This window comes from Henriciella mobilis (genome assembly GCF_003576315.1).
In the GTDB taxonomy this organism is placed as follows: domain Bacteria; phylum Pseudomonadota; class Alphaproteobacteria; order Caulobacterales; family Hyphomonadaceae; genus Henriciella; species Henriciella mobilis.
Genome location: NZ_QWFZ01000018.1, coordinates 1 through 24,555, shown reverse-complemented (window position 1 = coordinate 24,555; position 24,555 = coordinate 1). Strand labels below are relative to the sequence as shown.

Genomic DNA, 24,555 nt, shown 5'->3' with positions numbered 1-24,555 from the left:
TGGCAATGGACAAGATTGAACGTTACGCGGAAATTCTGGACAGCGCGGCGCTTCATGCGCGCGCAACGCCCCAACTGACGCATACCGACCCCGATCTGAGTGTGGCGGATGCCTATCTGGTGCAGAAGCTGTCGGTCGATCGTCGCCTCAGCCGCGGTGAACGCCGAATCGGAGTCAAGATGGGTCTGACGAGCCGGGCCAAGATGCTGCAGGTCGGGGTCGACGAGGTAGCCTGGGGACGCCTGACCGACGCGATGCTGATCGAGGAAGGCGCGTCGATGTCTCGCGCACGTTTCGTTCACCCACGGGTTGAGCCGGAAGTGGCCTTCCTTATGAAGGCACCGCTTTCCGGAAAGGTCACAGCGATGGAGGCGCTGGCGGCGGTCGAAGCGATTGCTCCAGCAATGGAAATCATTGATAGCCGGTACGAGAACTTCAAGTTCGCTTTGTCTGATGTTATTGCCGACAACACCTCGTCTTCTGGCCTTGTGATCGGACAATGGAACGATCCAGCCAAGGATTTCTCGAACCTCGGGGTTGTGCTCGAAATCGACGGCCATGTGATCGAGGTCGGTTCGACTGCAGCTATTCTCGGCCATCCCTTGCGGTCGTTGGTCGCCGCGGCGCGACTTGTCGCTGAAGGCGGAGAAGAAATCTCAGCAGGCGACATCGTCATGGCAGGTGGCATCACCGCCGCTCCCAATCTCGCGCCCGGTCAAACCGTCCGCACGAATATCCAGGGGCTTGGTGCCGTAATGTTTCAGGTGGAGGCGTAAATGCCAATCATCGAGGTCAACATGCTCGAGGGTAGATCGCCGGATGACAAAGAACGGTTGATCCAAGCCCTGACCGATGCTGCCATAACGTCGATCGGGGCGCCGCGTGAATCGGTCCGCATTATCTTGCGCGAGATGCCGAGCGGCCACTTCGCGGTCGGTGGACAGTCCTTCGCGGCGAAAGCGGCCGCAAAGGCCGCCGGGAAGGAATGACGTGACAACTGGGCTGCACCTGATCCGGATTGTCGGCGGCGGAGAGTTCAGTTGCGGTGAGGACGAGTCGGTCTTGCTGGCCATGGAGCGATGCGGATCGAGCGATATTGGCGTTGGTTGCCGGGGCGGCGGGTGCGGGATCTGCAGGGTCAAAGTGGTCGAAGGGGGCTATAAGACCGGCAAAATGAGTGCCGCAAAGGTTTCAGAAAGCGACCGTGAAGCGGGTTATGCCCTAGCATGCCGCCTCTATCCGGCCGCTGACTTATTAATCGAAGTGTAATATAAATCTAGAGGAGATATGAAATGGCTACCAAACTCAAAAACGTTGAAAACGAATACGGAATTAAGAGCGAATACGGTCACTTTATCGGCGGCGAGTGGATTTCCGGTGATAGTGGGAAGACGATCGACCTGATCAATCCGGCCACAGGCGCGGTGCTGACCAAGATCCAGGCCGGTAATGCCAAGGATATCCAGCGTGCAGTGGCCGCTGCAAAGGCCGCCTTTCCGAAGTGGTCAGAAAGTTCGCCTGCCGAACGTCAGGAAATCCTGATTGAGGTCGCGCGTCGGCTCAAGGCGCGCCATCAGCATTATGCCACGCTTGAGACCCTGAACAACGGTAAGCCAATCCGCGAATCGATGTATTTCGATATGCCTCAGGCAATCGGCCAATTCGAGCTTTTTGCCGGCGCGGCGTATGGCCTTCATGGTCAGACATTGGATTTCCCCGATGCTGTCGGCATCGTTCACCGCGAGCCGCTGGGCGTGTGCGCGCAGATTATCCCGTGGAACGTGCCGATGCTGATGATGGCGTGCAAAATCGCGCCAGCCCTTGCTTCAGGGAACACGGTTGTGCTTAAACCTGCCGAGACGGTCTGCCTTTCGGTGATCGAATTCTTCGTAGAAATGGCGGATCTTTTGCCCCCAGGCGTGATCAACGTGGTCACCGGCTACGGTCCTGACGTCGGTGAGGCGCTTGTGACTCATGAGGACGTCCGTAAGGTCGCCTTCACCGGGTCGGTGGCGACGGCCCGCCGGGTCATGCAATATGCATCCGCCAATATCATCCCGCAGACGCTCGAACTGGGCGGTAAGTCCGCGCACATCGTTTGTGGGGATGCTGATATCGATGCCGCGGTCGAAAGTGCCACGATGTCGACCGTGCTCAACAAAGGCGAAGTTTGCCTGGCTGGCTCACGCCTGTTCCTGCACGAGTCGATCCAGGATGAGTTCCTTGCGAAGTTCAAGGTGGCGCTCGAAGGTATTCGTCAGGGCGATCCGCTGGACTTTGCGACCCAGCTCGGCGCACAGGCGTCGAAGATGCAAATGGACAAGGTCGAGAGCTATCTCCAGTTGGCTACCGAAGAAGGCGCCACCGTTCTGACCGGCGGCAGCCGTAACGACAATCTTGCCGATGGGCACTTCATCAGCCCGACGGTCTTTACCAACGTCAACAACTCGATGCGTATTGCGCGTGAAGAGATCTTCGGCCCCGTTACCAGCGTGATTAGCTGGAAGGACGAAGACGATATGATGAAGGTGGCGAACGATACCAATTACGGCCTCGCCGGTGGTATCTGGACCCGCGATATCGCGCGCGCGCACCGCATGGCACGCAAGCTCGAAACCGGCACGGTGTGGATCAACCGCTACTACAATCTGAAGGCCAACATGCCACTCGGCGGTTACAAGCAGAGCGGGTTCGGTCGTGAATTCAGTCATGAAGTGCTTAACCACTACACCCAGACCAAGTCGGTCGTGGTGAACTTGCAAGAGGGTCGCACCGGGATGTTCGATCAGTAATTTTGAACTGAACGACAATCGGCGAAGAAGGAGAGAAAATTGTCTAAGAGGCTTGATGGACAGGTGGCGCTACTTACCGGTGGCGCCACCGGGATCGGCGCGGCGGTAGTCGCGCGCTATATCGAAGAAGGCGCCAGGGTCGGCGTGCTCGTCAAGGATGACGAGCAGACAGAACTGGTGCGTTCGCGACATGGAGACAGCGTCGTCGTGGTAACGGGAGACGTGCGTTCCTATGCGGACAATTCCCGCGCCGTTGCGGAAACCGTGGCGGCGTTCGGCAAGCTCGATGTGTTTGTCGGGAACGTTGGAATCTGGGATTTCATGGTTCCGCTCGAACAGCAGGAGCCCGAGCAGCTCGGAAAGGTTTTTGACGAGATATTCGATGTCAACCTCAAGGGCTACTTTCTCGGTGCCCGCGCCGCCATCCCCGAGCTCCGGAAGGTTAAGGGAAGTATTATTTTTACCGCCTCGACTTCAAGCTACTACACTGGAGGAGGCGGCACTCTATACGTTGCGTCCAAGCACGCTGTGCTCGGGCTTATCAAACAGCTGGCCTGGGAACTAGCACCGGACATCAGTGTCAACGGCGTTGCGCCGGGTGGGACACGGACCCCGCTCAGCGGTACCCAGACCGGCGGCTTTGCAGAGACAAAGATGGAACAGATGCCCGGGCTTGACGATTTGATTTCCGGCATGACTCCGCTCGGAAGGATCGCCGAACCTGCCGACCATGCTGGTCTCTATACCCTTTTGGCTTCGCGGCGGGACTCTTCGTACATGACCGGAACAGTGCTCCTCAGCGATGGCGGAATCGGAATCGGGAAACGTCCGGACGGGTGAACACGATGCCGAGAGCTAGGGTTGTTAGTATCAAGCGCATGATAGGAGGATAGAAGCCATGGCTGAGAAATTTCAATTTTCCGACTTGTTCGTCATTTCGGGGGTTATTGGAGCCGCCCGGTGGAAACCGACGCACCTTGGTCCGACCGTCGCGCCTCCCCAACTGGTCGAATTCGGCGGCGATCTCACAAGAGATCGCGCCGAACGTATGATGGCTCACGCCGAAGCCGGGGGACTCGCAATTTACGGGATCGGGCAGCTCAGCTACCATCGTGCACCTGTCGACAAGACAGTCGTCTATCCGATCGACGCCTTTTACGCGCATGGTCAATACACGTCAGTTATTGCTACCTTGAACCGCGTTGCAGTTCTGCTCGACAACACCCAAAAGGTGGATATCCAGGAAGTGGTTGGCAAGATGATCCGGGTCGATAACTGACTCGGGGTTGCAGAATCACTGTCTCGCGCCCGGCTTGACATTGTTGCTCCAAGGCGCAAAACAGCGCTTGGCGCACAGGCTATTTTAGTGCGGGGTTACCGCGCGCTGCTCCGATCGAGGAAACGATCTGCAGAGATCGCATGGCGAGACACGCCGGCTTTGAGTAACACTTCTTCAGCGAGGTCGACCATCGCGGGCGGGCCACAGAGATAGGCCTCGCATTGTGCCCGGTCTGGTATTTCGGCGATCTGCTGCGTCACCAGCCCCCGGGCGCCTTCCCAGGGGCTATTCGGTGATTCTTCGGACAGGACCGGTATAAATTCGAACGGCGCATTCCAGTCGGCGGCGAGTGCGCTGATTTCATCAAGGCAATAAAGGTGCGCCTTGGTCCTGGCGCCATACAACAGGATAACCGGCCGATTGGCGCCAAGCGCACGGGCCTCCTGCAAAATCGCCATGATCGGAGCGAGGCCGCTGCCACCCGCAATGCAGAGCATTGGCGCCTTGCTTGGCTTGAGGTGGAACGCGCCATAGGGCGCCGCCACCTCCATCTGCGTTCCGATGCGTTCACCGCCAAACAACCAGTCGGTGAAAGCGCCTCCCGGAACATGGCGGACATGGAATTGCAACTGCTTTGCCGACCCGTTTTCGGGTGCGAATGCGAAGGAGTAGCTTCGGGGGCCGTCGATGCTAGGCAGGCTCAGATCGGCGTACTGGCCTGGGGTAAAGGACAGCGGTCGGTCAAGCTCGACAATGAGGTTGATTATATCCGGGCAAAGCCGGGTGGCTGCGACAATCGTTGCCGGATAGTTATTGACAGCTTGCTGGCTCAACAAGGGAGCGTCGAGTGCAATCGTCAAATCCGAGCGGGGTAGGGCCTGACAAGCAAGCCTGTATCCAGCCGACAGTTCGTCGCGCTCCAGAACCAGCGCGGATGGACTTAATTCCCGTATCTTGCCGTCCAGAAGCTTGAATTTGCAGGTTCCGCACGAACCGACTTTGCAATCGTGCGGCATGGCCATGCCCTCGGCGAGCATTGCTTCGAGCAGGGTTTTGTCTTGGGCGACAAACAACTCCCGCGCTTCGGAGGTCAAAGTCACCTTGTTGGGCTTGGGCTTTTTCAGGAAGGAAAACATGAATGCGATCTATTCTGTTCGATTTGCGGCAAGTGGGATGAAAGTAAAAGGAAGTGTCATCCCCGGAGGGACGACGCTCGAGTAACATGCAGATGACCGGACGGATGTTGGTGGACTGTGTCAGTCGATGGCGAGCCACTGCGGCCAACCGGCCCTCGCGTTGGCGGCTTGTGCAAGTTTGCGCTCGCCAGGTGATGCAAACCTCTGGTCCCAGTCTTTGAGGCGCGGCTGGGCGATGAACCGGTTCCAGACTGGCGGGACCAGTCCGCACAGGAAACACAGAAACAGCGACGGCATCTGCGGCGCCTCGGGCTCGGGCCGCAGTTCGTAGAATGGGGTGTGCCCGTCGAGGTGGTGGTTGATGTGATTGGTGATCTCGACCCCGATCGGACGCACGATCATGCCAAGATGGTTCCATGCGTGATGCTTGGCGATCGGCTCCCCCTCGATCCGCAGCAGGCCGTAATGTTGAAAGTAATTGAAGCCTTCAACCAGCATCTTGGCAAAAAACATCGCGGTGACCGTCACGAGTCCGGCGATAGGACCGGCGAGAACGACCATCACACCGATAATTGCGCCAACCAGCACCAGTTGCAACCACATCGCATTGCGCCAGCTCCATTTCGAATGACCCAGACGCGAAAGGATCTCCGCCTGCTTATCCCAGGTGTCCTTGTACGAACCCCAGGTGGCCGAAAACACGAAGCTGTAGATGGTCTGCCCTCTCAAGGGTGTGTCACTATCTTTCGCTGTGTCGAGATGCACATGATGGGTGACAATGTGCGCAATATCGCGATTGGGATCGCCATAGAAGGCACTCAATCCTTTTGCCACAGCCCTTGGGAACCAGTGCCGGCGATGCATCAACTCGTGCGCGACGGGCAGGGTCGGAACCGCAGAAAGCCATGCAAGGCTGGCGATCGATCCGGCGATCTGCCAACCCGAAGCCGCATCACCCAAGATAGGATTTGTGCCGGAGTTTACCGAGTGGGCGAAAACCAGATAGAGTGCGATCATCAGCGGTAGCTGCAGATAGATCGCGAAATCGGCGACGGACGAAATGCCGAGTGCGCGCATTTTGCTGTCATTTGGAAGGGCTATGTCAAGCATCATCAGCACTGGGAAGGTGCCAAAGCCGAGCCACACGAACGGGCCGCCGAGGACAAACCCTGCGATGCCCGTCATGGTCATCAAGGGCACAAGATAATACCGTAATGCGTCCACTTTATTCTCTCAGATCCGTCCGGTCCGCAGGCCGGCCATATTGTAGTCCGTATATGGGAATGCCCCGCGCCGAGGCGCGCATGGTTAGCGGCACGAAATGCGACTGGCTTCGCATTTCGTGCCGCCGCATCCCTAAAGGAAGATGTTCAGGTTTTTGCTGAGCAGGACATTATGCTTGAGTATGATTCGCCGTTTGACCAGCTGAAATGCAGCTCCCGCTTCGCGCCAGATATCGACACGGTTGCCGATCAGCGAGTCTTCCTCACGCTCATTGCGATTGCGATAGGCGTAGAAGTTGGAGAAGACTTGGTATTCTCCTTCCTTCTCAGTCATTTCTACCTCAACGTTGGTGATGATGTGCGTGTAACGCGTGGCCGGATCCTCGGACCAGGCCGTACCGGTTTCCAGCCGCGAAAGCCGTTTCTTGATCTCCTCCAGATTGTCGTTGTAATAGGCCATCCGGGTCAGATCGTTTACTTGGTCGGTCTTGTCGCGGCGATAGCGCGTTTCAATGCCGGGCATATGATAGAGCAAATCGTCGGCCAGCATCTTGACCCAACCAACATAGTTCTCATCGTCGAGCATGCGCGCTTCGCGATAGACGGTCTGGGTCAAGGCGTGCGTCAGTTCGAGCGAGGCGCTCTGGCCCGTCTGCGGGCGTTTGAACGTGGTGTTCTTTGTCATAGTGATGATTCCTTTCAGAGCGCGAACAGGCCGGGAACGTCGCGCGTCTCGCTAACGCCTGTCAGGCGCGGTTCTGGGCGCTCGGGCATTGCATCCAGCTTGTCGGCTTCCATCATATCGAGCCAACGCTGGTAGAAACCGCGCTGGTTGGCGTCGTTATACTGCCCGCGATAGACGATGCCCGGCAGCGTATCGTGCTCGATCTGGCGCGATATGCCGCAGCGGTAGTGCAGGCGTTCGTGGCGGGTCACTACGCCGCGGTTGACCGTGGTACAGTTACTCCAGTTTTCCCCATCGTCCATCTCGAACGTGCCCCCTGGGCCAAAGGTCTGCATGACCCCCTTGGTAATTTCATCCTTGATGTCATCGGGCATCGCCTTGTTGACGATCACCCAGGTCTTGAGTTCGAACTCCATTGGTCCCTTGGGCTGCCACTGACGGAAGGTCGAAATGCCTGGAAGGAACGACACGTTGGGGAAAATCGACGCGGAGGCGACCGATCCGAAGATTTGGGAGCGCATCTCACCCAGCCGCTGGGCCATCTTGGGCCGGATTCTTTCATAGTATTCCATAACCTTCGGTCGGCCCAGGAGGAAGAGATCGCCGACCCCTTCGGTGCCGAATTCCCACCCGTGGCCGTTGACGCTGGCATGGTAGGAATTTTCCATGTCGACCGGCGGGAAAGGCTCGCCATTGTTCATCGAACGGCAGCCGGAATCATGGGTCCAGCCAGCATGGTAGGCATCACCGATGAAGTTCTCGACGCCGAACTTCCAGTTGGCGTTAATCACCGACTTGATGCAGCCGCCGATCAATTCGGTGCCGCCTTCTTCGTTGTCGAGCAACATGTCGAGGTACCAGCGAAAGTCGCCCAGCCACGCGTCCAGGCTCGGACCGTCTTCGGCGAAGGTCGCAAACACCAACCCCTTGTAACCGGCTACCCGGGCAACCTGCTTCAAGCCGTTCTTTTTCCGATCAATATCGATTTCGTCGTAGCAATATTCCTCATGCATGCCTTTCAGTTCACCGCCGGTATCAAAGGCCCAGCCGTGGTAATTGCAGACAAACCGGCGGGTGTTTCCGGCGTCGGCAAAGCACACCTTGTTGCCGCGATGCGGACAGGAATTCAGGAAGACTTTGATCGAGCCATCGGGCTGACGCGCGACGATCACGGCGTCTTCGCCCATATGGGTGGTTAGAAAATCGCCCGCCTTGGGCAGCTGGCTCTCGTGGGCCACGAACAGCCAGGACCGTGCGAAGATGCGGTACAGCTCTTCCTCGTAAATCTCGGCATCGCTGAAGATCCGGCGATCGAGCCAGCCTTCCTTGAGGTCCATGTATTGTGAAAATTCTGGCTCGCGGCCGATCCGTTCAATGCGCATCATTTCTCTCCCATTAACTTCTTTGTAACTTCATTTTAGAAAATTGTAACTTCATTTTAGAAAATTGTAACCTCATTTTAGAAAAACACGTTGATGTTGCTGTCTGGCAGCACCGCATGGTCAAGCGCGATGTCACGCGCAGCGAGGCACCAGCCCTGCGTGCCATGGCGCCACCGGTCGGTGCGCCCCGCAGTAAATTGACGCGCCAAGCCGTCGATGCGGTTGCGATGAATAACGATCACCGAGTGTACGATCACCTCGTTTTCGGCATCCGCAGGTTCGATTTCGACGTTCGATATGACGCGGCGCACGAAATTGGGCGGATCCTCGGCCCACACATATCCCGAGCGCAGGCGATCGATCCTGAGTTTAAGGCGCGCAAAGTTCTCGTTAAAAACAACGCCAGCACCGACTGCCGCCGGCGGCGACCGATCTGCCCGGAAGCGCCGCCGTTTGAGGTCCATTCGGTAGGTAACATCGTCGCACAGCAGCTCCAGCCAGTCCTCGAAGCGTTCGGCATCGAGCAGGCGCGCTTCGTGATACAGGCGCTGCGTCAGAGCGATCATATCCTCTACCAGGACCGGGGCAGGGTTCATTTCAAGCATTCCCAGGCTCCTCAACGGAGAGCGAGTTGATGTTGTAGGTGGGAACCTCGGCCCAGCTTTCAGCCTGCATGTGTTCTTGCCAGCGGCGATAGAAATAGCGCTGGTTGTGCTCGCTCACCAATCCGGCTGCGATGTCGCCGGGGAAGCCATCGCGCGGCCCAGAACGGCCGAGCGCCATGTTGGTGAAGACGTCCATCTGCGCCGTCCGCCAGCCACGCGACTGTTCGGTGCAGGCGGCAAGATTATCGCCATCGTCATTGTCAAACAGGCCCGCAAGCCCGAAGGTCAGGCACTGATTGTCAAGGATTGCTGCTTGCATCTCGTCAGGCATGTCGTTTTCCACCATCGCCCAGGTCCATTGCTCGAGCTTGCCCGGACCCTTGGGATGATAGACCCGAAACCAGTTCAGGCCTGGCAGGAACTGGAGATTGGGGAAAATCGTGATGTTGATCTGCGAACCCCAGAGCTGTTCGCCGCGCACCTTGCCCAACCGCTCGATCGCCGTGGGACGATTGGCCTCCAGATAATCCATCATGGGCTTCGGTTCGGGGTAGAAGGCGTAGCCCGAAATCCCGTCGAGCGAGGTCAGCGCCATGTGGCCGTTCATTCCGGCGACGGAAAGCCCGCCTTCGAGGTTGGTACTCGAATTGCCGACGCTGAGACCGGCAAGGTCCATCGACTGGACGGCCGACATCGCTCCGGCATGCGCCCAACCCAGATGGTAGCCATCGCCGCAGACATTCTCAACCGGCAGCTTCCAGTTGCTGCCCAGCTCCATCTTCTGGGTTTCGCCGAGCAGCGAAGTTCCGCCTGGCATCGCATCCAGCCAGACATCGAGGAAGAATTTTGCATCGCCAAGGTAATCCTCGAGCGAGGGCGCATCTGGATCGAAGCAGCCGAAGACCAGGCCCTTGTATTCGGCAACATGGGTTACCTGAACCAGGCCCAGCTTGCTGCGGTCCAGTTCGCCAAAATAGGCCTCGTTTTCCAGCGGAACCCCGGCGAGCGACCCGTCTGGCGCGAACGACCACCCATGATAATTGCAGGTAAAGGCCTTGGCATTGCCGCGATCGGCGCGGCAAATGCGGTTCCCGCGGTGGGTGCAGCTGTTGAGGAATGCTTTGATCGATCCGTCTTTCTGGCGAATGACGATGACGTCGTCCTCGCCCATGAAGGTGCGGAAATAGTCACCAGCTTTGGGGATCTGGCTGGTGTGAACGAGGAACAGCCAGCAGCGACCGAAAATGCGTTCAAGCTCCTGTTTGTAGAGCTCCTCGTTCGAGTAGATCGTCCGCTTTTGACGGCCTGTCGTCGTATCGACCAGGTCGGAAACATCCATCTGCGTCCTCTCCTCCGAGTCGCCGCCGCAGTTTTCCTTCGGTCAGCCAAGTCCAGAATTTTGCATATATGATTCATAAACTGTGCCAAATTCAAAAGTCAAGGAATCTCGTGCATATATAAAAGATCTCTACTTTTAACCCCGTTAAAGTTTGACATATTTGTCGAGTGCTGGATGATGTTGTGGCGCACAGTGTACATTTTTGTTATGATAAGGCATGAAGCATCTCCCCGCGTACACCGACCTTACCAGCCGGCTCCGTTTTTCGCCCGAGCAGGGCCGCATCTGGCGTGACAGCGAGCGCTGCGTATTGCTGAGTAATTCTGCGCTAGTCATGTTGCGGAACGAAATAGTTGTCCAACTGGGCTTAGTCAGCGCTCGCCGACTATTCTGGGAGATAGGGTTCGCCGAAGGCGCGCGTTGCGCAGTCGAAGCAAAGCATTTAAGGCCCGGCAGCAGTTTCCTTGATGCCTTTGCGGTCGGCCCTCAAGCCCATGCAGTAACCGGGTTCGGCTGGACCGAGATCGAAACTTTGGACACCGATACCGAGAACGGGCATTTCGATGGTCGTTTTCTGGTCCACGATTCGATTGAAGCCGGAATCCATCTCGCGACCGATGGCATTAGCACCGATCCTGTGTGTTGGTTGCAAACTGGTTTTGCCAGCGGCTTTGCAAGCACTTTCGCGGGTCAGCCCATAATCATGCGTGAAATCGAGTGCAAGGGAATGGGGCATCGGGCCTGCCTGCTCCATGGCAAGCCTGAAGCCGAGTGGCCAAGCCTGGACGATGTCGAAACGGCAGTGGTTCAAATCGATTCAAGCGGCCTCAAGAGTCAGGACGACCAATTCGTCGCTGGAGTATCGGCAGGCTTCCACGCGGTGCGCAACTTGATCGAGCGGACTGCAGGGACCGATGCCACGCTGTTGTTCTTGGGGGAGACGGGAGTCGGCAAGGAGGTGTTCGCCAGGATGGCGCACCGGCTTAGCCTTCGCCGCGACGCGCCTTTCGTCGCGCTGAATTGCGCAGCAATTCCTGAAGGCTTGATCGAGGCCGAACTGTTCGGTGTGGCCAAGGGTGCTTTCACCGGCGCCATGACCGACAGGCAAGGACGTTTCGAACTCGCCCACGGTGGTACGCTGTTTCTCGACGAGATTTCGATGCTGTCACCCCTGGCGCAAAGCAAGGTTCTGAGGGCCATCCAGGAAGGCGAATTCGAACGTGTGGGTGGTACCAAGACCATTCAGGTAAACGTTCGCCTGATCGCCGCCTCCAACATCGATCTCGAGGCGGCAATCGCTGCGGGGACATTTCGTCCGGACCTGTACTTCCGTCTTTCAACACTGCCGATCTGGGTTCCGCCGCTGAGAGAGCGGCGCGAGGACATCCCGGGATTAATGGAGCACTTCCGCGCCAAATATACCAAGCGTCACGGGCGTACCGTAGAAGGCTTCACGGCGCGGTCGATCAATGCGCTGCTGATGCACGACTATCCCGGCAATGTCAGGGAACTGGAGCGGATGGTTGAGCGTGCCGTGCTGCTCGCCGACGAAACTGGTGCCATCGATTTACGGCACCTCTTCATTGGATCGAACAGGGCGCTCATCCCAAGCAGTCTGACCCTGGCTCAGGATGGCCGTGTGGTCGGCGCGGAGCCGAGCTCCGAAGAGTCGTCTGGGATTGACCAGCTGGTCGGCTTGCTTCGCCAGAACGGCGAAACGCTTTCGACGATCGAAGATGCGATCGTTCGTGCATCAGTCGAAGCCGCCGGCGGTAACGTTGCACTAGCGGCCAGAGAATTGGGGCTGACGCGTCGGCAACTGGCATACCGTATCGAGAAAATTCGAAATGACAGATATTGACAGATATTGACGGATATTGACGGATTTACAACATATTGTATATTGTGCAACACAAACCTTAGCAGAGTGTGCAAGGATAAAGGTATGGCGGCGTTCGTGAAATTGGGAGAAATCGAGTGCATTCGGTAGCGATTGTAGGTGCGAATCTTGCTGGTGGGCGAGCGGCGGAAGCGCTTCGGCAGGCGGGGTTTGACGGTCAGATCACCCTTATCGGTGAAGAGCCGTTGAGGCCCTATGAACGCCCACCTCTTTCGAAAGAACTTCTGTGGAATACGGCGGAGGCTCCGAATAATTTTTTCTTGCAAGATGAGGGCTGGTACGCGGAAAACAGGATCGACCTGCTTCTCAACACGCGTGTTGAAGCGCTGGATTTGAATGCGGGCGGAGTGCGCCTGTCCGGCGGGTCGCTGGTCACCGCCGACAAGGTGTTGCTGGCGACCGGCGGGCATGCCCGCAAACTCAATTTAGCGGGAGCCGATTGTGCCAATGTCCATTATCTGCGCACCCGCGACGACGCCACCAGGATGGCACTCGACCTTCGTCAAGGGGCGCGGGTCGTTATTGTCGGGATGGGGGTGATCGGTGCTGAAGTGGCAGCCAGCGCGATCAAGCTGGGCTGCGAGGTAACCGCGATAGAGCCGCTGGCGGCGCCGATGGAACGGGCGCTGGGCAAGCGCTTCGGCCTATGGCTGGGTGAGCAGCACAGCAAGCGTGGGGTCAGGACCTATTTCAACCGGGGCGTCACGGGGTTCAAGTTCGCGGACGGTCGCGTCTCCGCCGTAGAGATCGACGACGGCACCCTCATCCCTTGCGACGCTGTCGTAGTCGGCGTGGGAATCATTCCTGCAACGTCTCTGGCGATAGATGCCGGGTTGACTGTAAACAACGGGATCGTCGTCGATCGTCGTTGCCAAACCAGTAGTCCAATAGTGTTCGCCGCCGGCGACGTGGCCGAACAGGACGGGTTTTTTGGTGGTCGATTCCGTCAGGAAACGTACCAAAACGCGGCCGACCAAGCCCAGGCTGCGGCCTTGGCAATGCTTGGCCACGAAGTCGATTACTGCAAGCCGATGTGGTACTGGAGCGACCAGTTCGATCTGAACATCCAGTTCTGCGGACAAATTCCGGTAGAAGCCGAGATTGTCGTCCGCGGCGACGTCGAAAGCAACGCATTCGTCGCTTTCTTCCTCTCCGGGAATACCATTGAAGGAGTCCTGACTGTCAACCGCGCTGCCGACATGGGAATTGGCAAACGGCTGGTCGAACGGCGGGTGATCGCCAGTGCGGACCGGCTTGCCGATGCGGATGTTTCATTACGTGAGCTGCTTAAACAGACCGCTTGATGGATGGCAGCGCCGCGGGACCGGCCTATCCGATACCGCCGCCTGCGACGAAGAGCGTCTGTCCCGTAACGTACGACGCTTCTTCCGATGCAAAAAAGCAGATTGCGGCGGCCAGTTCCTCGGGTTCGCCGAAACGGGCCATCGGGGTGTCGCGCATGGTTTGCTCCATCACCCCGGCAAAGCCCGCCTTGACGGCGTCGCTCATTGGCGCCGGATCGCGCGGCGTGACCCGGGTAACATTGACACCCCCCGGCGCAACGCAGTTGATTCGGACACCGCTGGTTTCCAGTTCCAGCGACAGGGCAGCGGTCAGCGCAGCGACTCCGCCCTTGGCGGCGGCATAGGGCACCCGGTTCACGCCGCGTGTGGCCACTGAACCGATATTGACGATCGAACCGCGCCCGGCCGCGAGCATATAGGGCACCACTGCGTGGCAGCACCAAAGAGTCGGCCACAGCGAGCGGTTAATTTCTGCCACGATCTCGTCTGGTGTATAGTCCCAATAGGGTTTGGCCCAAATCGTGCCGCCCACATTGTGGACTGCCACGTCGATCCGGCCAAATTGATCGGAAACCGTCCGGTAAAGTTCGGTCGCTCCCTCGCATTGCTCAAGGTCGAAGATGGCGGCGTGGGCGTCCGCGCCGTCGGCCCGCAGCCGGTCGACCGCATCCTGCGTGGCTTGAGCTGCGCGGTCAGCGACGATCACCGTCGCGCCTTCTTCCGCCAGGCGCTGGGCGGTGGCCAGCCCGATACCTTGAGCTCCGCCTGTCACAACCGCTACCTGGTTTTCGAACCGTCTGCATATAGGCATGGTCAGTCTGCTCCTCTTTCCCGAACTCCTGAAAAAATACGCAAGGTCGAAGGACGATCTTGTATATATCCGCACTTTATGTCATGCAAGGAAAAGCATTACACAATGCAGAACGCCGGGACACTGCGGCAACAATCACCTGACGTAAATTCTAGGAGAGCGACGAAGATGACGCGTACACTTATGGCCCCAGCCGACATCAAAGGAGCATGGGCAATTATTCCCACTCCGGCGAAGGACAATGCCTCGGATTGGCGCGCGACAAAAACGGTGGATCTCGATGAGACCGCGCGCGTGGTAAACGGTCTTATCGACGCAGGAATTAACGGAATTCTAAGCATGGGCACGCTTGGGGAAGCGGCGACCATGACCCACGATGAAAAGCTCGATTTCATGAAGGCATTGGTCGATTCTGCGGCTGGCCGGGTGCCGATTTTTGTCGGAACTACCTGCATCAACACCCGCGATACCGTCGCGTTAACCCGGCAGGCGCTCGATATAGGTGCGGATGGCACTATGTTGGGAGTCCCGATGTGGTGCGCGCCCAGCCTCGACGTTGCCGTGCAGTTCTACAAGGATGTCGCTGAAGCCGTCCCTGAAATGAACATTGCGATCTACGCCAATCCCGAAGCTTTCAAATTCGATTTTCCACGTTCATTCTGGGCACAGGTGGCCGAGCTTCCGCAGGTCGTCACGGCGAAGTACATCGGTGTCGGCACCCTGCTGCCAGACCTTGCGGCAATTCGCGGTCGCATCAAGCTGCTGCCGATCGACTTCGACTATTATGGTGCAGCCCGTATGGACGATTCAATCGACGCCTTCTGGTCCAGCGGTGCCGTGTGTCATCCGCTGGTGACAACTACGCTGCGCGACCTCGTGTCGCAAGCGCGCGCGACGGGCGACTGGAGCGCGGCGCGGGCTTTTATGGGCCAGCTCGGCCCAACGGCAGCGCCGCTGTTCCCGAACGGCAGCTTTAAGGAATTCTCGACCTACAACATCGCGCTTGAAAAGGCGCGGATGAATGCCGGCGGGTGGATGAATGCCGGCCCGGCCCGTCCGCCTTATCATCTTTGCCCGGAACCCTACCTCGAAGGCGCGCGCCAGTCGGGCAGAATGTGGGCTGAGCTCGGCAAAGCACTCGAATCTGAGAAATGATATCAGCGCGATAATTTGGGAGAGAGCAGATGACGGAGATTAACCTGTCGTGGCCGAAAAACTATAATGAAGTTCCTAAAGAAGCCTTTGTTCGCAAGGACATCTATGCGGAGGAGGTCAAACGGATTTTTCACGGCACCGAATGGCACCCGGTCGCCCATGAAAGCGAATTGCCCAACCCAGGAGATTTCAAGACTTTCCGGTTGGCGGGCGTACCGCTGCTTATCGGGCGCGACGTCGAGGGCGTGGTGCGGGTGTTCTACAACGCTTGCTCGCACCGCGGCAATCAGCTCGAGACGGCGATCATGGGCAACAAGACCGAATTCGAATGCCCTTACCACCGCTGGCTGTTCGATTCGAAGGGTGACCTGGTCGGGTGTCCTAACCCACGGGAATTTCTGCCCGGTTTCAACAAAGCTGACTATCCGCTTGCCCAGCCGCGGTTCGACATCTATTTTGGCCTGATATTCGTGACGCTTTCGGCGGAAACCGAGCCGCTGCTTGAATATCTGGGCGACTCGCAGAATTGCTTGCGCGAGCTGCTTGCGGGCGACGGGCGGCTCAAGCTGCTTGGCTACCAGAAGGTCCGTTATGATACGAACTGGAAGTCGTATACCGATAACGATGGCTATCATGCTCCGTTGCTGCATCAGGCGTTCAAGATGCTCAACTGGCAAGGCGGCAAGGGTCGCCAGTACACGGCAACGCACCGCGGCCACATCTGCTTCGAATCGGCCCTTTCTGTGGCAACCGGGCCTTCCGTGCTCAAGGACAAGTCGCTGATCGAGTTCAAAGGGCAGGACCCGGCGGTCGGATCCCGGATCGTCTCGCTGTTTCCAACCTTCGTTTCGACGAAGCATCTTGACGTCATCAACTTGCGCTTCGCTACACCGATCGATGCGGAGACGGTTGAAGTCCACTATGCCTATTTCGCCCATCAGGATGACGACGAGGACATGGTTCGCCATCGCCTGCGGCAAAGTTCCAACCTGCTCGGCCCGTGCGGCCTGATCAGCATGGAGGATGCTTCGGTCTTTCACCGCATCCACATCGGAAACCACACACCAGGGTCGGCCATCTTCCAGAAGGGAGTACATGACCCTTTGAAGCTGGAATCGGAATTTCTTCAGAATGACGAGAGCGGCAATCTTCCGCGCTGGGAATATTACCGTTCGGTCATGGGCTTCGAAAGGGCGACAGTATGATGCAGACAGATACATCGCTCGAAGCGGCGCTTAACGCCCTGCTGCTGGCTGATGCTCACGCGCTCGACAGCAAGGATATGCCGGGGTGGCTTGGTAATTACGCGGACGAGGAGGCTGCCGCCTACTACTGCCGTTCGGCGGAAAATTCGGAGCACGGACTCGCCCTTGGATTCATGTACGACGACTGCCGCGCCAGGCTCGAGGATCGCGTCACCTTCGTGAACGACATCTGGGCTGGCACCTTTCAGGACTATCGAACCCGCCATTTCGTCCAGCTCACCAGCTTTAATCGCGTTGATGCAACCACCCTGGAAATGCGATCAAATTTTTCGGTGTTCATGACGCCTAAAGACAGCGGTATCACCCAAGTGCTGGCGGCAGGGCAGTATCTCGATACTGTTCGGCAAGACAAGAATGGCGAACTGAAGCTGTTATCGAGGCGCGCTGAGCTCGATACCTCAGTACTTCCGCGATATCTGGTCTATCCGATTTGATCAGGTGGTCAGCCGAAGCGACGGATATTTTCCGCCAAACCGGTAACCAGTGCTTCGGCCGCAACAGAAGGGCCTGGCGTCATTCAGGCCCTTAGTTGTTATAATTTGAACGATAACAAGTGTTTGCCTATGGGAGCCGATTTGACATTTGAGCCCCGCTTGCCGAACAAAAATATTATGCCATGCTGACCAATGTCGGCATGGCCGTGTAACTTTAAAAAATCGCTTCCGACAATCCCTGGGCGGTTTAGTATGGGCGCCGGGCGTTCAACGGGGTTGCCTGATTGCCATGTCATTTCAGGATAAGAGTTGTATATTATACAACATGCGTCTATAGTCCGCACAATTGTGCAACGAGCAATTGAACACAAAACATGGAACGCCAAACCGAGATGGCTGAACCCATGGGTTAATTAAGATTTGGGAGATGTGGTATGGCTGCGAGTGTTTTTCCAAAAAACCAGGAAGAGTATTTCGAGCAGTTGCGAAGGGCACCGTTACTGGCGCTGCCGACCTTCTTGCTTTTCGTTGCCTCGATGGGTGGCATCGGAATTGTCTGGTATCTGGCATTGACGGGGCAGATACCTATCTGGCTCGGCACCATCGCCAACGGCCTGATCACCTATCTGCTTTTCAGCGTAATACATGATGCGGCCCATATGTCCCTTTCCAGGGTCAAATGGCTAAACGAGACGATCGGAGCGATCGGCCTCTTCTTCTTGTTCCCATATGCCCCGATGGTACTTCTGCGGTGGGTGCACAACAAACACCACAGCTATGCCAATGGCCCACTAGACCCTGATCGCTTCGAACACGAGTCGTCATGGTGGCAGGTGCCGTTTCGCTGGACGATGTTTGACGGCGCCTATATTTATTATTTTTTCAAGTACGGCCAGAATGTTCGCAAAAAGCACGACAAGGAACTCGTCGCTTTTTACTCGGTCTTGCTCGCGCTGTTTGTAGCGGCCCTTTATTTTGGATACGGCTTCGAACTCTTCATGTTGTGGTTTCTGCCCTCGCGAATCACGCTGTTCCTGATTGCGATCGTTTTCGTGATTCTGCCGCACTATCCGGCGATGGTTGCACAGGATGAAGAGCCCTATATGGCGACGACGATGCGCTACGGATGGGAATGGCTGCTGACACCGTTGCTGGTTTATCAGAACTACCATCTCATCCATCATCTCTATCCGGAAATTCCCTTTTACAGGATGCATAGGGCCTATTTCATCAAGTTCGATGAGATCAACCGTCAGAACATCAGCCGACAGACAGCCTTTGGGGTCAAGCCGGAGAACATGGAGTCCCATCTGGCCTACCGCCAGGAAAAAGACGCGGCATTGCAGCCAGCTGAATAATAGATGGCCCGACAGGCTGCCCGATCAGATCACTGCCGTCCCTACGGCTGCGAACGGCCTCTCGCCGCGATCGGTCAGGCTGGCCTCTACTCATGGACAGGCGCTACGCTGCACGCGCTCCCGCCTTCCGCACTGCGCCGATCACAAGGCACAGGACCGCCAATCGGCAGCGCGGGCTGGTTACGGTGCTGGAACAATCGACCGGGCGGAGCATCATCCCCAGGAAGCTCGAACGGAGAAAGTCCGCTGACGAAGCGTATTTGGGAAGCAAGCAAAGGGGCGTTCGGCAGGCTGGCGCAATTTTGCTCAACCATGTAGACCAGCGAAAACAGCAACGGCGAGGATGTCCATTATGAGTGCCAAAGAGATTGGGGGAGGTGTGCCCCCTCATGCAATCCCAGCTGGTCCCCCCGAATTCGACGTGGGGTTTGCTTCAGACACATCGCCATGGACGCCCTATCAGAAGCTGGTGCTTCTGCTGTGCTCCCTGGTGATCGTGCTCGATGGTTTCGATGCGCTGGCGCTCGGTTTTGCCGCCCCGGCGATGCTGCCCGACCTTAACCTGACCAAGGAAGAACTTGCGCCGGTGCTGGCGATCGGCCTGATCGGCATGACCATAGGCGCCACAATCGGCGGGATCATCGGCGACAAGTTTGGACGCAAGATAGCCCTGTTGGCCAGCACAATCATCTTCGGATCAATGACGGGCGCAATCGCTTTCGCCAATGACTTGCCGACACTGGGACTATTCCGCTTTATTGCGGGTATCGGTCTGGGCGGCGCGCTCCCGAATGTCACCGCACTGGTTGCAGAGTATACGCCCCAACACCGTCGCAGTTTTGCGGTTACGCTTAGTTTGGTTTGCATGGCGGTTGGCGGAGTGGTCGGCGGGTTTGTTTCTGCCGAAGCGCTTCCGGCATTGGGCTGGCGGGGATTGTTCGCTGTGGCGGGCGCCTTGCCGCTAGTGCTGGCATTGGCGCTGTTTTTGTTGCTGCCGGAATCTCCACGATTTCTGGTGACCCGGCCGGAACGGTCGAACGAATTGCGCCAGATCTTCGAAAGGATGCGGTTCGACGTGCCGTCGGACGCCGTGTTTGTCGATCGCGCCGAATCGGGTGTCAACAAGCCATCGGCGGCAACCCTTCTCCGCCCTCCCTACTTGCGTGATACATTGCTCTTGTGGCTGGCCTTCTTTGGCTGCCTGCTGGCGGTGTTCATGTCGTTTAACTGGCTTCCGACCATGCTCGCCGATGCCGGCTTCGACCTTCCGACATCGAGCCGCGGCCTGCTGACGTTTAATGTGGGGGCGATTGTGGCTGCGGTGCTGGTATCCTGGATAATCCTTTTCACCGGGTCGCGGTTGCCAATGGTGATTATGGCGCTTGGCGGTGCCGGGGGGGCTTTGGCGTTGAGCCGCATGGGGTTTGACCCGGCCGCGCCAAAGCTGCTGCTCCTGACGGCGCTGGCCCTGCTTGGTGGCTGTATCGTAGGCCTTCAAGTTGTACTCTACGTGCTCGCGTCACACGTCTATCCGACGTTGCTGCGTGCAACCGGGGTTGGACTTTCGGCGGGAATCGGCAGGGTCGGTGCGGTATTGAGCAGCTTTATCGGCGCAGCGGCCCTGTCCGGCTTCGGCCCGGTGGGCTTCTATTATGTAGTGGCCGCCGCCATGGCCGTGACGGTGATCGCGTTGCTGCTGGTGAGGAGACACATCCCGCCCAGCGCGAAAACCGGGGCAACCCCGGCCGCAGGGACCTGACGCTGAGCGCTGCGGTTGGGTTTTGAACGTCGGTCGCGGGCGTCGCAGTCTTGATGGTTACCGAAAAACTGATTGAGCATGATCGGCCCTGCAAGATGCCACGAACACCTTCTTGCCTAAAGTTCGCTCGCTAGCGTCGAGCGGGCACGGATCATCGGCCCGACGCGTGTCATCGCCGATTGCGCGAGCCTCCTCGATGCGCGACGAAATCAACCAGGATAGCTATGTGACCGAGGCCGACGAGATCGTTTTTCTCGTCGAGGAAGTTCCGCGCAAACTGCGCAAGCTGTTTGATGCGTCCGTGGCAAAATTTGGCCTGTCTCGCACTCAGTGGCGCGCCCTTGCCTATATATTCCGCTCACCGGGACTCACCCAGACCGAACTTGCAAAACACCTAGATCGTGAACGCGCGAGTGTGGGTCATGTGATCGATCAGTTGGAAAAGGCACATTTTGTCGAGCGGCGTTCGATGGAAGGGAATCGGCGCGTCTGGAGCCTGCACCTGCTTCCCAAGGCTATCGAGATACTTCCATCACTTCGGTCGGAGGCCGACGCGATATACGCGCAACGACTGGCAGGAATTTCCGCAACGGAGTTTGACACGGTCAAGACCCTGCTTGGGAAAATGTCTGGCAACCTTGGGTAGCGTCCCGGGACTTGGTGTAAATTCGACCTGAGGAAGGTCATCGTGCGCGAATCCGTCGAGGTTGTGGTTGCGAAACTCAACCAGAAGGACCTCACACGATGACCGAAGACAGATTGGCTTTATTCGAGCTGATTGACCAGAGCGCAGACAACGATCTGGTGCGCGACATGCTGGCCTTTGCAGCCGGGCGCTTGATGGAGATGGAGGTGGAGGCGCATACGGGCGCGGCTCCCGGTGCCCGCTCCGCGGATCGCAAGACCTACAGGAATGGCTACCGGGAGAGAGCCTGGGACACACGGGCTGGCCGGATCGATCTGGATATCCCGAAGCTGCGCAAGGGCAGCTACTTCCCATCTTTCCTTGAACCGCGCCGAACGGCCGAGAAGGCGCTGACGGCCGTTATCCAGGAAGCCTACATCAAGGGCATCTCGACGCGCGCGGTGGACGACCTGGTCAAGGCGATGGGTGGCACGGGCATATCGAAGAGCCAGGTCAGCCGGCTGTGCGAAGAGATCGACGAGCGTGTACAAGCCTTCCTGAACCGCCCGATCGAAGGCGAGTGGCCTTACCTGTGGATCGACGCCACGTACATCAAAAGCCGGCAGGGCGGACGGATCGTCTCGACCGCTGCCATAGTGGCTGTCGGGGCCAATGCCGAAGGCAAGCGCGAGGTTCTGGGCCTCGCCACCGGCGAATCGGAAGCAGAGCCGTTCTGGAAGGACTTCCTCAGGTCCCTGACAGCACGCGGCCTGCGCGGCGTGAAGCTCGTCATCGCCGATGATCACAAAGGCCTGCGTGCGGCCGCATCGAAAGTGCTGAACACCAGCCAGCAAAGATGCCTGTAGCGCGACATTCTGGATGAGAAGCGAGCGTCAATCAGGATGAGAATCTGGAGCCGCGATTTTTGAATGATTGCGTCAAAGATTGACGCTTGCAAGAGGTTTGTCAGTTTGATTGTCGCGGCGCGTCAATCAGGCATGATATTGTTGGTGGTTGCGAACGCGGCGGGCCTTCCTGGTCCCTTTCGTCGCTCAACGGCCTGTCGGCGCCGATAGCTTTCGACATTCATCTCGAATATTGTTGCGTGGTGAACGAGGCGATCGACGGAGGCGAGTGTCATGGCGGGATCGGGGAAGACCTTGTTCCATTCCCCGAACGGTTGGTTGGCTGTGATCAACATGGACCGGCGCTCGTAGCGTGTGCTGATGAGCTCGAAGAGGACGCTGGTCTCGGCCTGATCCTTGGTGACGTATGCGAAATCATCGAGGATGAGCAGATCGAACTTGTCGAGTTTTGCCAGGGCGTTCTCGAGAACGAGATCTCTACGGGCCTGTTGCAGCTTCTGGACGAGATCGGTGGTTCGAGTGAACAGAACCCGGTATCCGCTCTCGATGAGCGCGAGTCCGATCGCCGAAGCGAGGTGGCTTTTGCCGGTTCCGGGCGGTCCGAACAGAAGCAGGTTTGCGCCTTTGCCCAGCCAGATGTCGCCCGCGACAATGGCCATGACCTGAGCCTTCGAGACCATCGGCACGGTGTCGAACTCGAATGTGTCGAGCGTTTTTCCAGGCAGGAGGCGGCCCTCTGCGAGATGCCGCTCGATGCGGCGGCGATCACGTTCGGCCAGTTCGTGCTCAGCCAGTGCGGCGAGGAAGCGGGCGGCGGGCCAGCCTTCCTTGTCAGCCTGGTCTGCGAACTTTGGCCAGCTGACCTTGGTTGCAGGCAAGCGCAGCTCGTTGAGGAGCAGGCTGAGCCGGGTCGGGTCTGTCGCGGAGTTCTTCATGCTCCTTCTCCCGTCGCCAGCGCAGGTGTGGAGCCGATGAGCGCTTCATAGGCCTGAAGCGGCTCGAGGCGGACGACGACATTGGGCAGGCTGGCGGCATCAGGCGCAAAGCGGGTTCGCAGACGGCCCATGTCAGGCAGGTCGCCAGTACCCAGACAGATCGACAACTCTTCAGCCAGTTCGCGCTCGCAGCCGCGTTCGTGGGCGAGACCAAGCAGCTCGACCATGATCTGGCACGCCTGGCGCTCGGTCAAACGATCGACGAGGAGGTCGAAGGTCTGCCTGTAGGCTTCACGTGGGAACAGCTGGTCGCGGTAGACAAGCCGCATCAAGGCCATCGGTTTGCGCTTCAGGGCATGGATGACGTGTCGGTAGTTGACGACCTGATCATGCTTGCCGGAAGGCGAAGCGCGCCCGCGCGGCAATGTCATGAGATGTGTGCTGCCGATGAAGACGTCGAGGCGGTCGTCATAGAGGCGCACGCGCAGGCGATGACCGATGAGACGCGAGGGCACGGTGTAGAAAACTTTGCGCAGGGTGAATCCGCCTGAGGATGTGACCCGCACACCGAGTTCCTCAAAGTCGGCGCTACGCTGCTCGGGCAGTTGCCTGAGCTCACTTCGCTCTGCGTCGATGCGTCTGGCATTGCGCGCGTTGCGGCGGCTGACGATCTCGTCGACGAAACCGCGATATGCAGTGAGGGTGTCGAAATCGCGCGCCCCCCGTAGCAAGAGGGCATCCTCGATCGCGCGTTTGAGGTGGCCGTGCGGGCCCTCGATGGCGCCGTTCTCGCGGGCGATGCCGGCATTGTTGCGCGAGGCGACCATGCCATAATGGGTGATCATCTCGTCATAGCGGCGGGTCAGGTCCTCGCGCGCCTCCTTGCCCAGATTACGGAAGGCCGCCGACAGGCTGTCCGTGCGGTGCTCACGCGGCACCCCGCCCAGCGACCAGAGTGCGTTCTGCAGGCCTTCTGCCAGGGCGACGAAACTCTCCCCACCGAGTACGACATGGGCGTGTTCAAAGCCGGAATAGGCCAGCCGGAAATGGTAGAGCCGATGGTCCAGAACCTGGTGGGTAATCGTGATGCCGAGTGCGGCCATGTCGGTGAAATCCGAAAGCCCCAGCCGGCCGGGTTCCTGCACCTGGCGGAAGATGACGTCCTGCTCCTCGCCATGAATGGCGCGCCAGGCCCGAATGCGACGCTCAAGCGTGCGCCGTACGCTCTCACCCAGATCAGGATGACGCCGGATCAACTCCTCGAAAACAGCCACGGGCCGGAGGCCCGGCGCTGCCTGCAACATCGGCACGACTTCGGCATCGAAAATGCCGGCCAGGGGATCAGGGCGCCGGCGGCCGCGCGCCTCGGTCTTCTGTGAAGGCGGTCTTGGATCCTTCTCGATCCGATAGGCGGTTGCCGGGCTGATCGACGCCTTCGCGGCGGCAACGGCTATCGGGTAAGTCTTCCTGTACGTCATATAGAGCCTCATCTGATGGTCGGTTATGTGGCGGCCGGGCAAGATGCGATCCCTCCGAATGGAAAATCGCCAGCTTACTCCACCGACCGCGAGCACCAGAAAGTCCTGAAAAACTTACGCTTCGGGGCAGGAACTCCAGTCGGGCTACGCCCTCCCTACGTTCCCGCCCCGAAGCGTTCTCATCCCGTTTGTCGCGCAACTCTCATCCTGATTGTCGCGCTGCA

The 24,555-nt window shown here is 58.2% G+C and carries 23 protein-coding genes and 1 pseudogene; 15 read left to right on the top strand and 9 right to left on the bottom strand.

Features of this window, described 5'->3' with window-relative positions:
* Window positions 1-5 precede the first annotated feature (5 nt).
* Genes D1227_RS10585 through D1227_RS10560 form a run of 6 tightly spaced genes read left to right on the top strand, consistent with a single transcriptional unit; the run spans window position 6 to window position 4,071 of the window.
* Window positions 6-776, top strand: a complete 771-nt coding sequence (locus D1227_RS10585) for a 2-keto-4-pentenoate hydratase (protein WP_035540762.1) — start codon at window positions 6-8, stop codon at window positions 774-776.
* Window positions 777-989 carry a 2-hydroxymuconate tautomerase gene (locus D1227_RS10580; RefSeq protein ID WP_035540723.1) on the top strand — a complete coding sequence of 71 codons (213 nt, stop codon included), beginning with the start codon at window positions 777-779 and terminating at the stop codon, window positions 987-989.
* 1 nt (window position 990) lies between these two features.
* A complete protein-coding gene (locus D1227_RS10575; protein WP_045695151.1) occupies window positions 991-1,269 on the top strand; it encodes a 2Fe-2S iron-sulfur cluster-binding protein in 279 nt (92 codons plus the stop codon).
* 23 nt (window positions 1,270-1,292) lie between these two features.
* Window positions 1,293-2,792, top strand: coding sequence for an aldehyde dehydrogenase family protein (locus tag D1227_RS10570; RefSeq protein ID WP_035540725.1), 1,500 nt, complete (start codon window positions 1,293-1,295; stop codon window positions 2,790-2,792).
* Window positions 2,793-2,831: 39 nt separating this feature from the next.
* Complete coding sequence (hcaB, locus tag D1227_RS10565) at window positions 2,832-3,632, top strand: 3-(cis-5,6-dihydroxycyclohexa-1,3-dien-1-yl)propanoate dehydrogenase (protein ID WP_035540728.1); 801 nt, start codon at window positions 2,832-2,834, stop codon at window positions 3,630-3,632.
* Window positions 3,633-3,690: 58 nt separating this feature from the next.
* On the top strand, window positions 3,691-4,071 hold the full coding sequence (locus D1227_RS10560) for a hypothetical protein (protein ID WP_119404666.1): 381 nt from the start codon (window positions 3,691-3,693) through the stop codon (window positions 4,069-4,071).
* 95 nt (window positions 4,072-4,166) lie between these two features.
* On the opposite strand, the gene D1227_RS10555 is transcribed toward D1227_RS10560, so the two are convergent.
* The 6 genes from D1227_RS10555 to D1227_RS10530 form a co-directional block, all read right to left on the bottom strand.
* Complete coding sequence (locus D1227_RS10555; RefSeq protein ID WP_119404665.1) at window positions 4,167-5,207, bottom strand: 2Fe-2S iron-sulfur cluster-binding protein; 1,041 nt, start codon at window positions 5,205-5,207, stop codon at window positions 4,167-4,169.
* Between the two features lie 120 nt (window positions 5,208-5,327).
* Window positions 5,328-6,398 carry an alkane 1-monooxygenase gene (locus D1227_RS10550; RefSeq protein ID WP_325048733.1) on the bottom strand — a complete coding sequence of 357 codons (1,071 nt, stop codon included), beginning with the start codon at window positions 6,396-6,398 and terminating at the stop codon, window positions 5,328-5,330.
* Window positions 6,399-6,563: 165 nt separating this feature from the next.
* On the bottom strand, window positions 6,564-7,115 hold the full coding sequence (locus D1227_RS10545; RefSeq protein WP_119404663.1) for a 3-phenylpropionate/cinnamic acid dioxygenase subunit beta: 552 nt from the start codon (window positions 7,113-7,115) through the stop codon (window positions 6,564-6,566).
* A 14-nt stretch (window positions 7,116-7,129) separates the two neighbouring features.
* Window positions 7,130-8,497 (bottom strand): aromatic ring-hydroxylating oxygenase subunit alpha, encoded by a 1,368-nt coding sequence (locus D1227_RS10540; RefSeq protein ID WP_119404675.1) that lies wholly within the window; start codon window positions 8,495-8,497, stop codon window positions 7,130-7,132.
* 77 nt (window positions 8,498-8,574) lie between these two features.
* Window positions 8,575-9,102, bottom strand: a complete 528-nt coding sequence (locus D1227_RS10535) for an aromatic-ring-hydroxylating dioxygenase subunit beta (protein WP_119404662.1) — start codon at window positions 9,100-9,102, stop codon at window positions 8,575-8,577.
* The gene (locus D1227_RS10530; RefSeq protein ID WP_119404661.1) at window positions 9,095-10,441 is read right to left on the bottom strand and encodes an aromatic ring-hydroxylating oxygenase subunit alpha; all 1,347 of its coding nucleotides are present in this window, start codon (window positions 10,439-10,441) and stop codon (window positions 9,095-9,097) included. Before D1227_RS10530 ends, D1227_RS10535 begins: the two co-directional genes overlap by 8 nt.
* A 217-nt stretch (window positions 10,442-10,658) precedes the next feature.
* On the opposite strand from D1227_RS10530, the gene D1227_RS10525 reads away from it, so the two are divergent.
* Together D1227_RS10525 and D1227_RS10520 are read left to right on the top strand one after the other, a co-directional pair.
* Window positions 10,659-12,302 (top strand): sigma-54-dependent Fis family transcriptional regulator, encoded by a 1,644-nt coding sequence (locus tag D1227_RS10525; protein ID WP_035540741.1) that lies wholly within the window; start codon window positions 10,659-10,661, stop codon window positions 12,300-12,302.
* A 116-nt stretch (window positions 12,303-12,418) separates the two neighbouring features.
* Window positions 12,419-13,645, top strand: coding sequence for an NAD(P)/FAD-dependent oxidoreductase (locus tag D1227_RS10520; protein WP_119404660.1), 1,227 nt, complete (start codon window positions 12,419-12,421; stop codon window positions 13,643-13,645).
* 25 nt (window positions 13,646-13,670) lie between these two features.
* Here D1227_RS10520 and D1227_RS10515 read toward each other — a convergent pair whose 3' ends face one another.
* Window positions 13,671-14,456: a 1,6-dihydroxycyclohexa-2,4-diene-1-carboxylate dehydrogenase gene (locus tag D1227_RS10515; RefSeq protein WP_119404659.1), complete on the bottom strand. Its 786-nt coding sequence runs from the start codon at window positions 14,454-14,456 to the stop codon at window positions 13,671-13,673.
* A 168-nt stretch (window positions 14,457-14,624) separates the two neighbouring features.
* Here D1227_RS10515 and D1227_RS10510 point away from each other — a divergent pair, with 168 nt between their 5' ends.
* From D1227_RS10510 to D1227_RS10480, 7 genes and pseudogenes are all read left to right on the top strand, one after another.
* Complete coding sequence (locus tag D1227_RS10510) at window positions 14,625-15,611, top strand: dihydrodipicolinate synthase family protein (protein WP_119404658.1); 987 nt, start codon at window positions 14,625-14,627, stop codon at window positions 15,609-15,611.
* A gap of 29 nt (window positions 15,612-15,640) precedes the next feature.
* Window positions 15,641-16,816 carry an aromatic ring-hydroxylating oxygenase subunit alpha gene (locus tag D1227_RS10505; RefSeq protein ID WP_035540745.1) on the top strand — a complete coding sequence of 392 codons (1,176 nt, stop codon included), beginning with the start codon at window positions 15,641-15,643 and terminating at the stop codon, window positions 16,814-16,816.
* On the top strand, window positions 16,813-17,310 hold the full coding sequence (locus tag D1227_RS10500; RefSeq protein ID WP_233349699.1) for an aromatic-ring-hydroxylating dioxygenase subunit beta: 498 nt from the start codon (window positions 16,813-16,815) through the stop codon (window positions 17,308-17,310). The genes D1227_RS10505 and D1227_RS10500 overlap by 4 nt, the downstream gene beginning before the upstream one ends.
* A gap of 434 nt (window positions 17,311-17,744) precedes the next feature.
* On the top strand, window positions 17,745-18,668 hold the full coding sequence (locus D1227_RS10495) for a fatty acid desaturase (protein ID WP_119404657.1): 924 nt from the start codon (window positions 17,745-17,747) through the stop codon (window positions 18,666-18,668).
* Window positions 18,669-19,020: 352 nt separating this feature from the next.
* Window positions 19,021-20,427 (top strand): MFS transporter, encoded by a 1,407-nt coding sequence (locus D1227_RS10490; RefSeq protein ID WP_158586624.1) that lies wholly within the window; start codon window positions 19,021-19,023, stop codon window positions 20,425-20,427.
* Window positions 20,428-20,623: 196 nt separating this feature from the next.
* Window positions 20,624-21,073, top strand: coding sequence for a MarR family winged helix-turn-helix transcriptional regulator (locus D1227_RS10485; RefSeq protein ID WP_035540749.1), 450 nt, complete (start codon window positions 20,624-20,626; stop codon window positions 21,071-21,073).
* Between the two features lie 98 nt (window positions 21,074-21,171).
* Window positions 21,172-21,912 (top strand): annotated as a pseudogene (locus D1227_RS10480) (IS256 family transposase); the annotation flags it as partial.
* Between the two features lie 128 nt (window positions 21,913-22,040).
* On the opposite strand, the gene istB reads toward D1227_RS10480, so the two are convergent.
* Both istB and istA read right to left on the bottom strand, forming a co-directional pair.
* Window positions 22,041-22,853 carry an IS21-like element helper ATPase IstB gene (gene istB, locus D1227_RS10475; protein ID WP_119404655.1) on the bottom strand — a complete coding sequence of 271 codons (813 nt, stop codon included), beginning with the start codon at window positions 22,851-22,853 and terminating at the stop codon, window positions 22,041-22,043.
* Window positions 22,850-24,373 carry an IS21 family transposase gene (gene istA, locus D1227_RS10470; RefSeq protein WP_035542056.1) on the bottom strand — a complete coding sequence of 508 codons (1,524 nt, stop codon included), beginning with the start codon at window positions 24,371-24,373 and terminating at the stop codon, window positions 22,850-22,852. The genes istB and istA overlap by 4 nt, the downstream gene beginning before the upstream one ends.
* Window positions 24,374-24,555 lie beyond the last annotated feature (182 nt).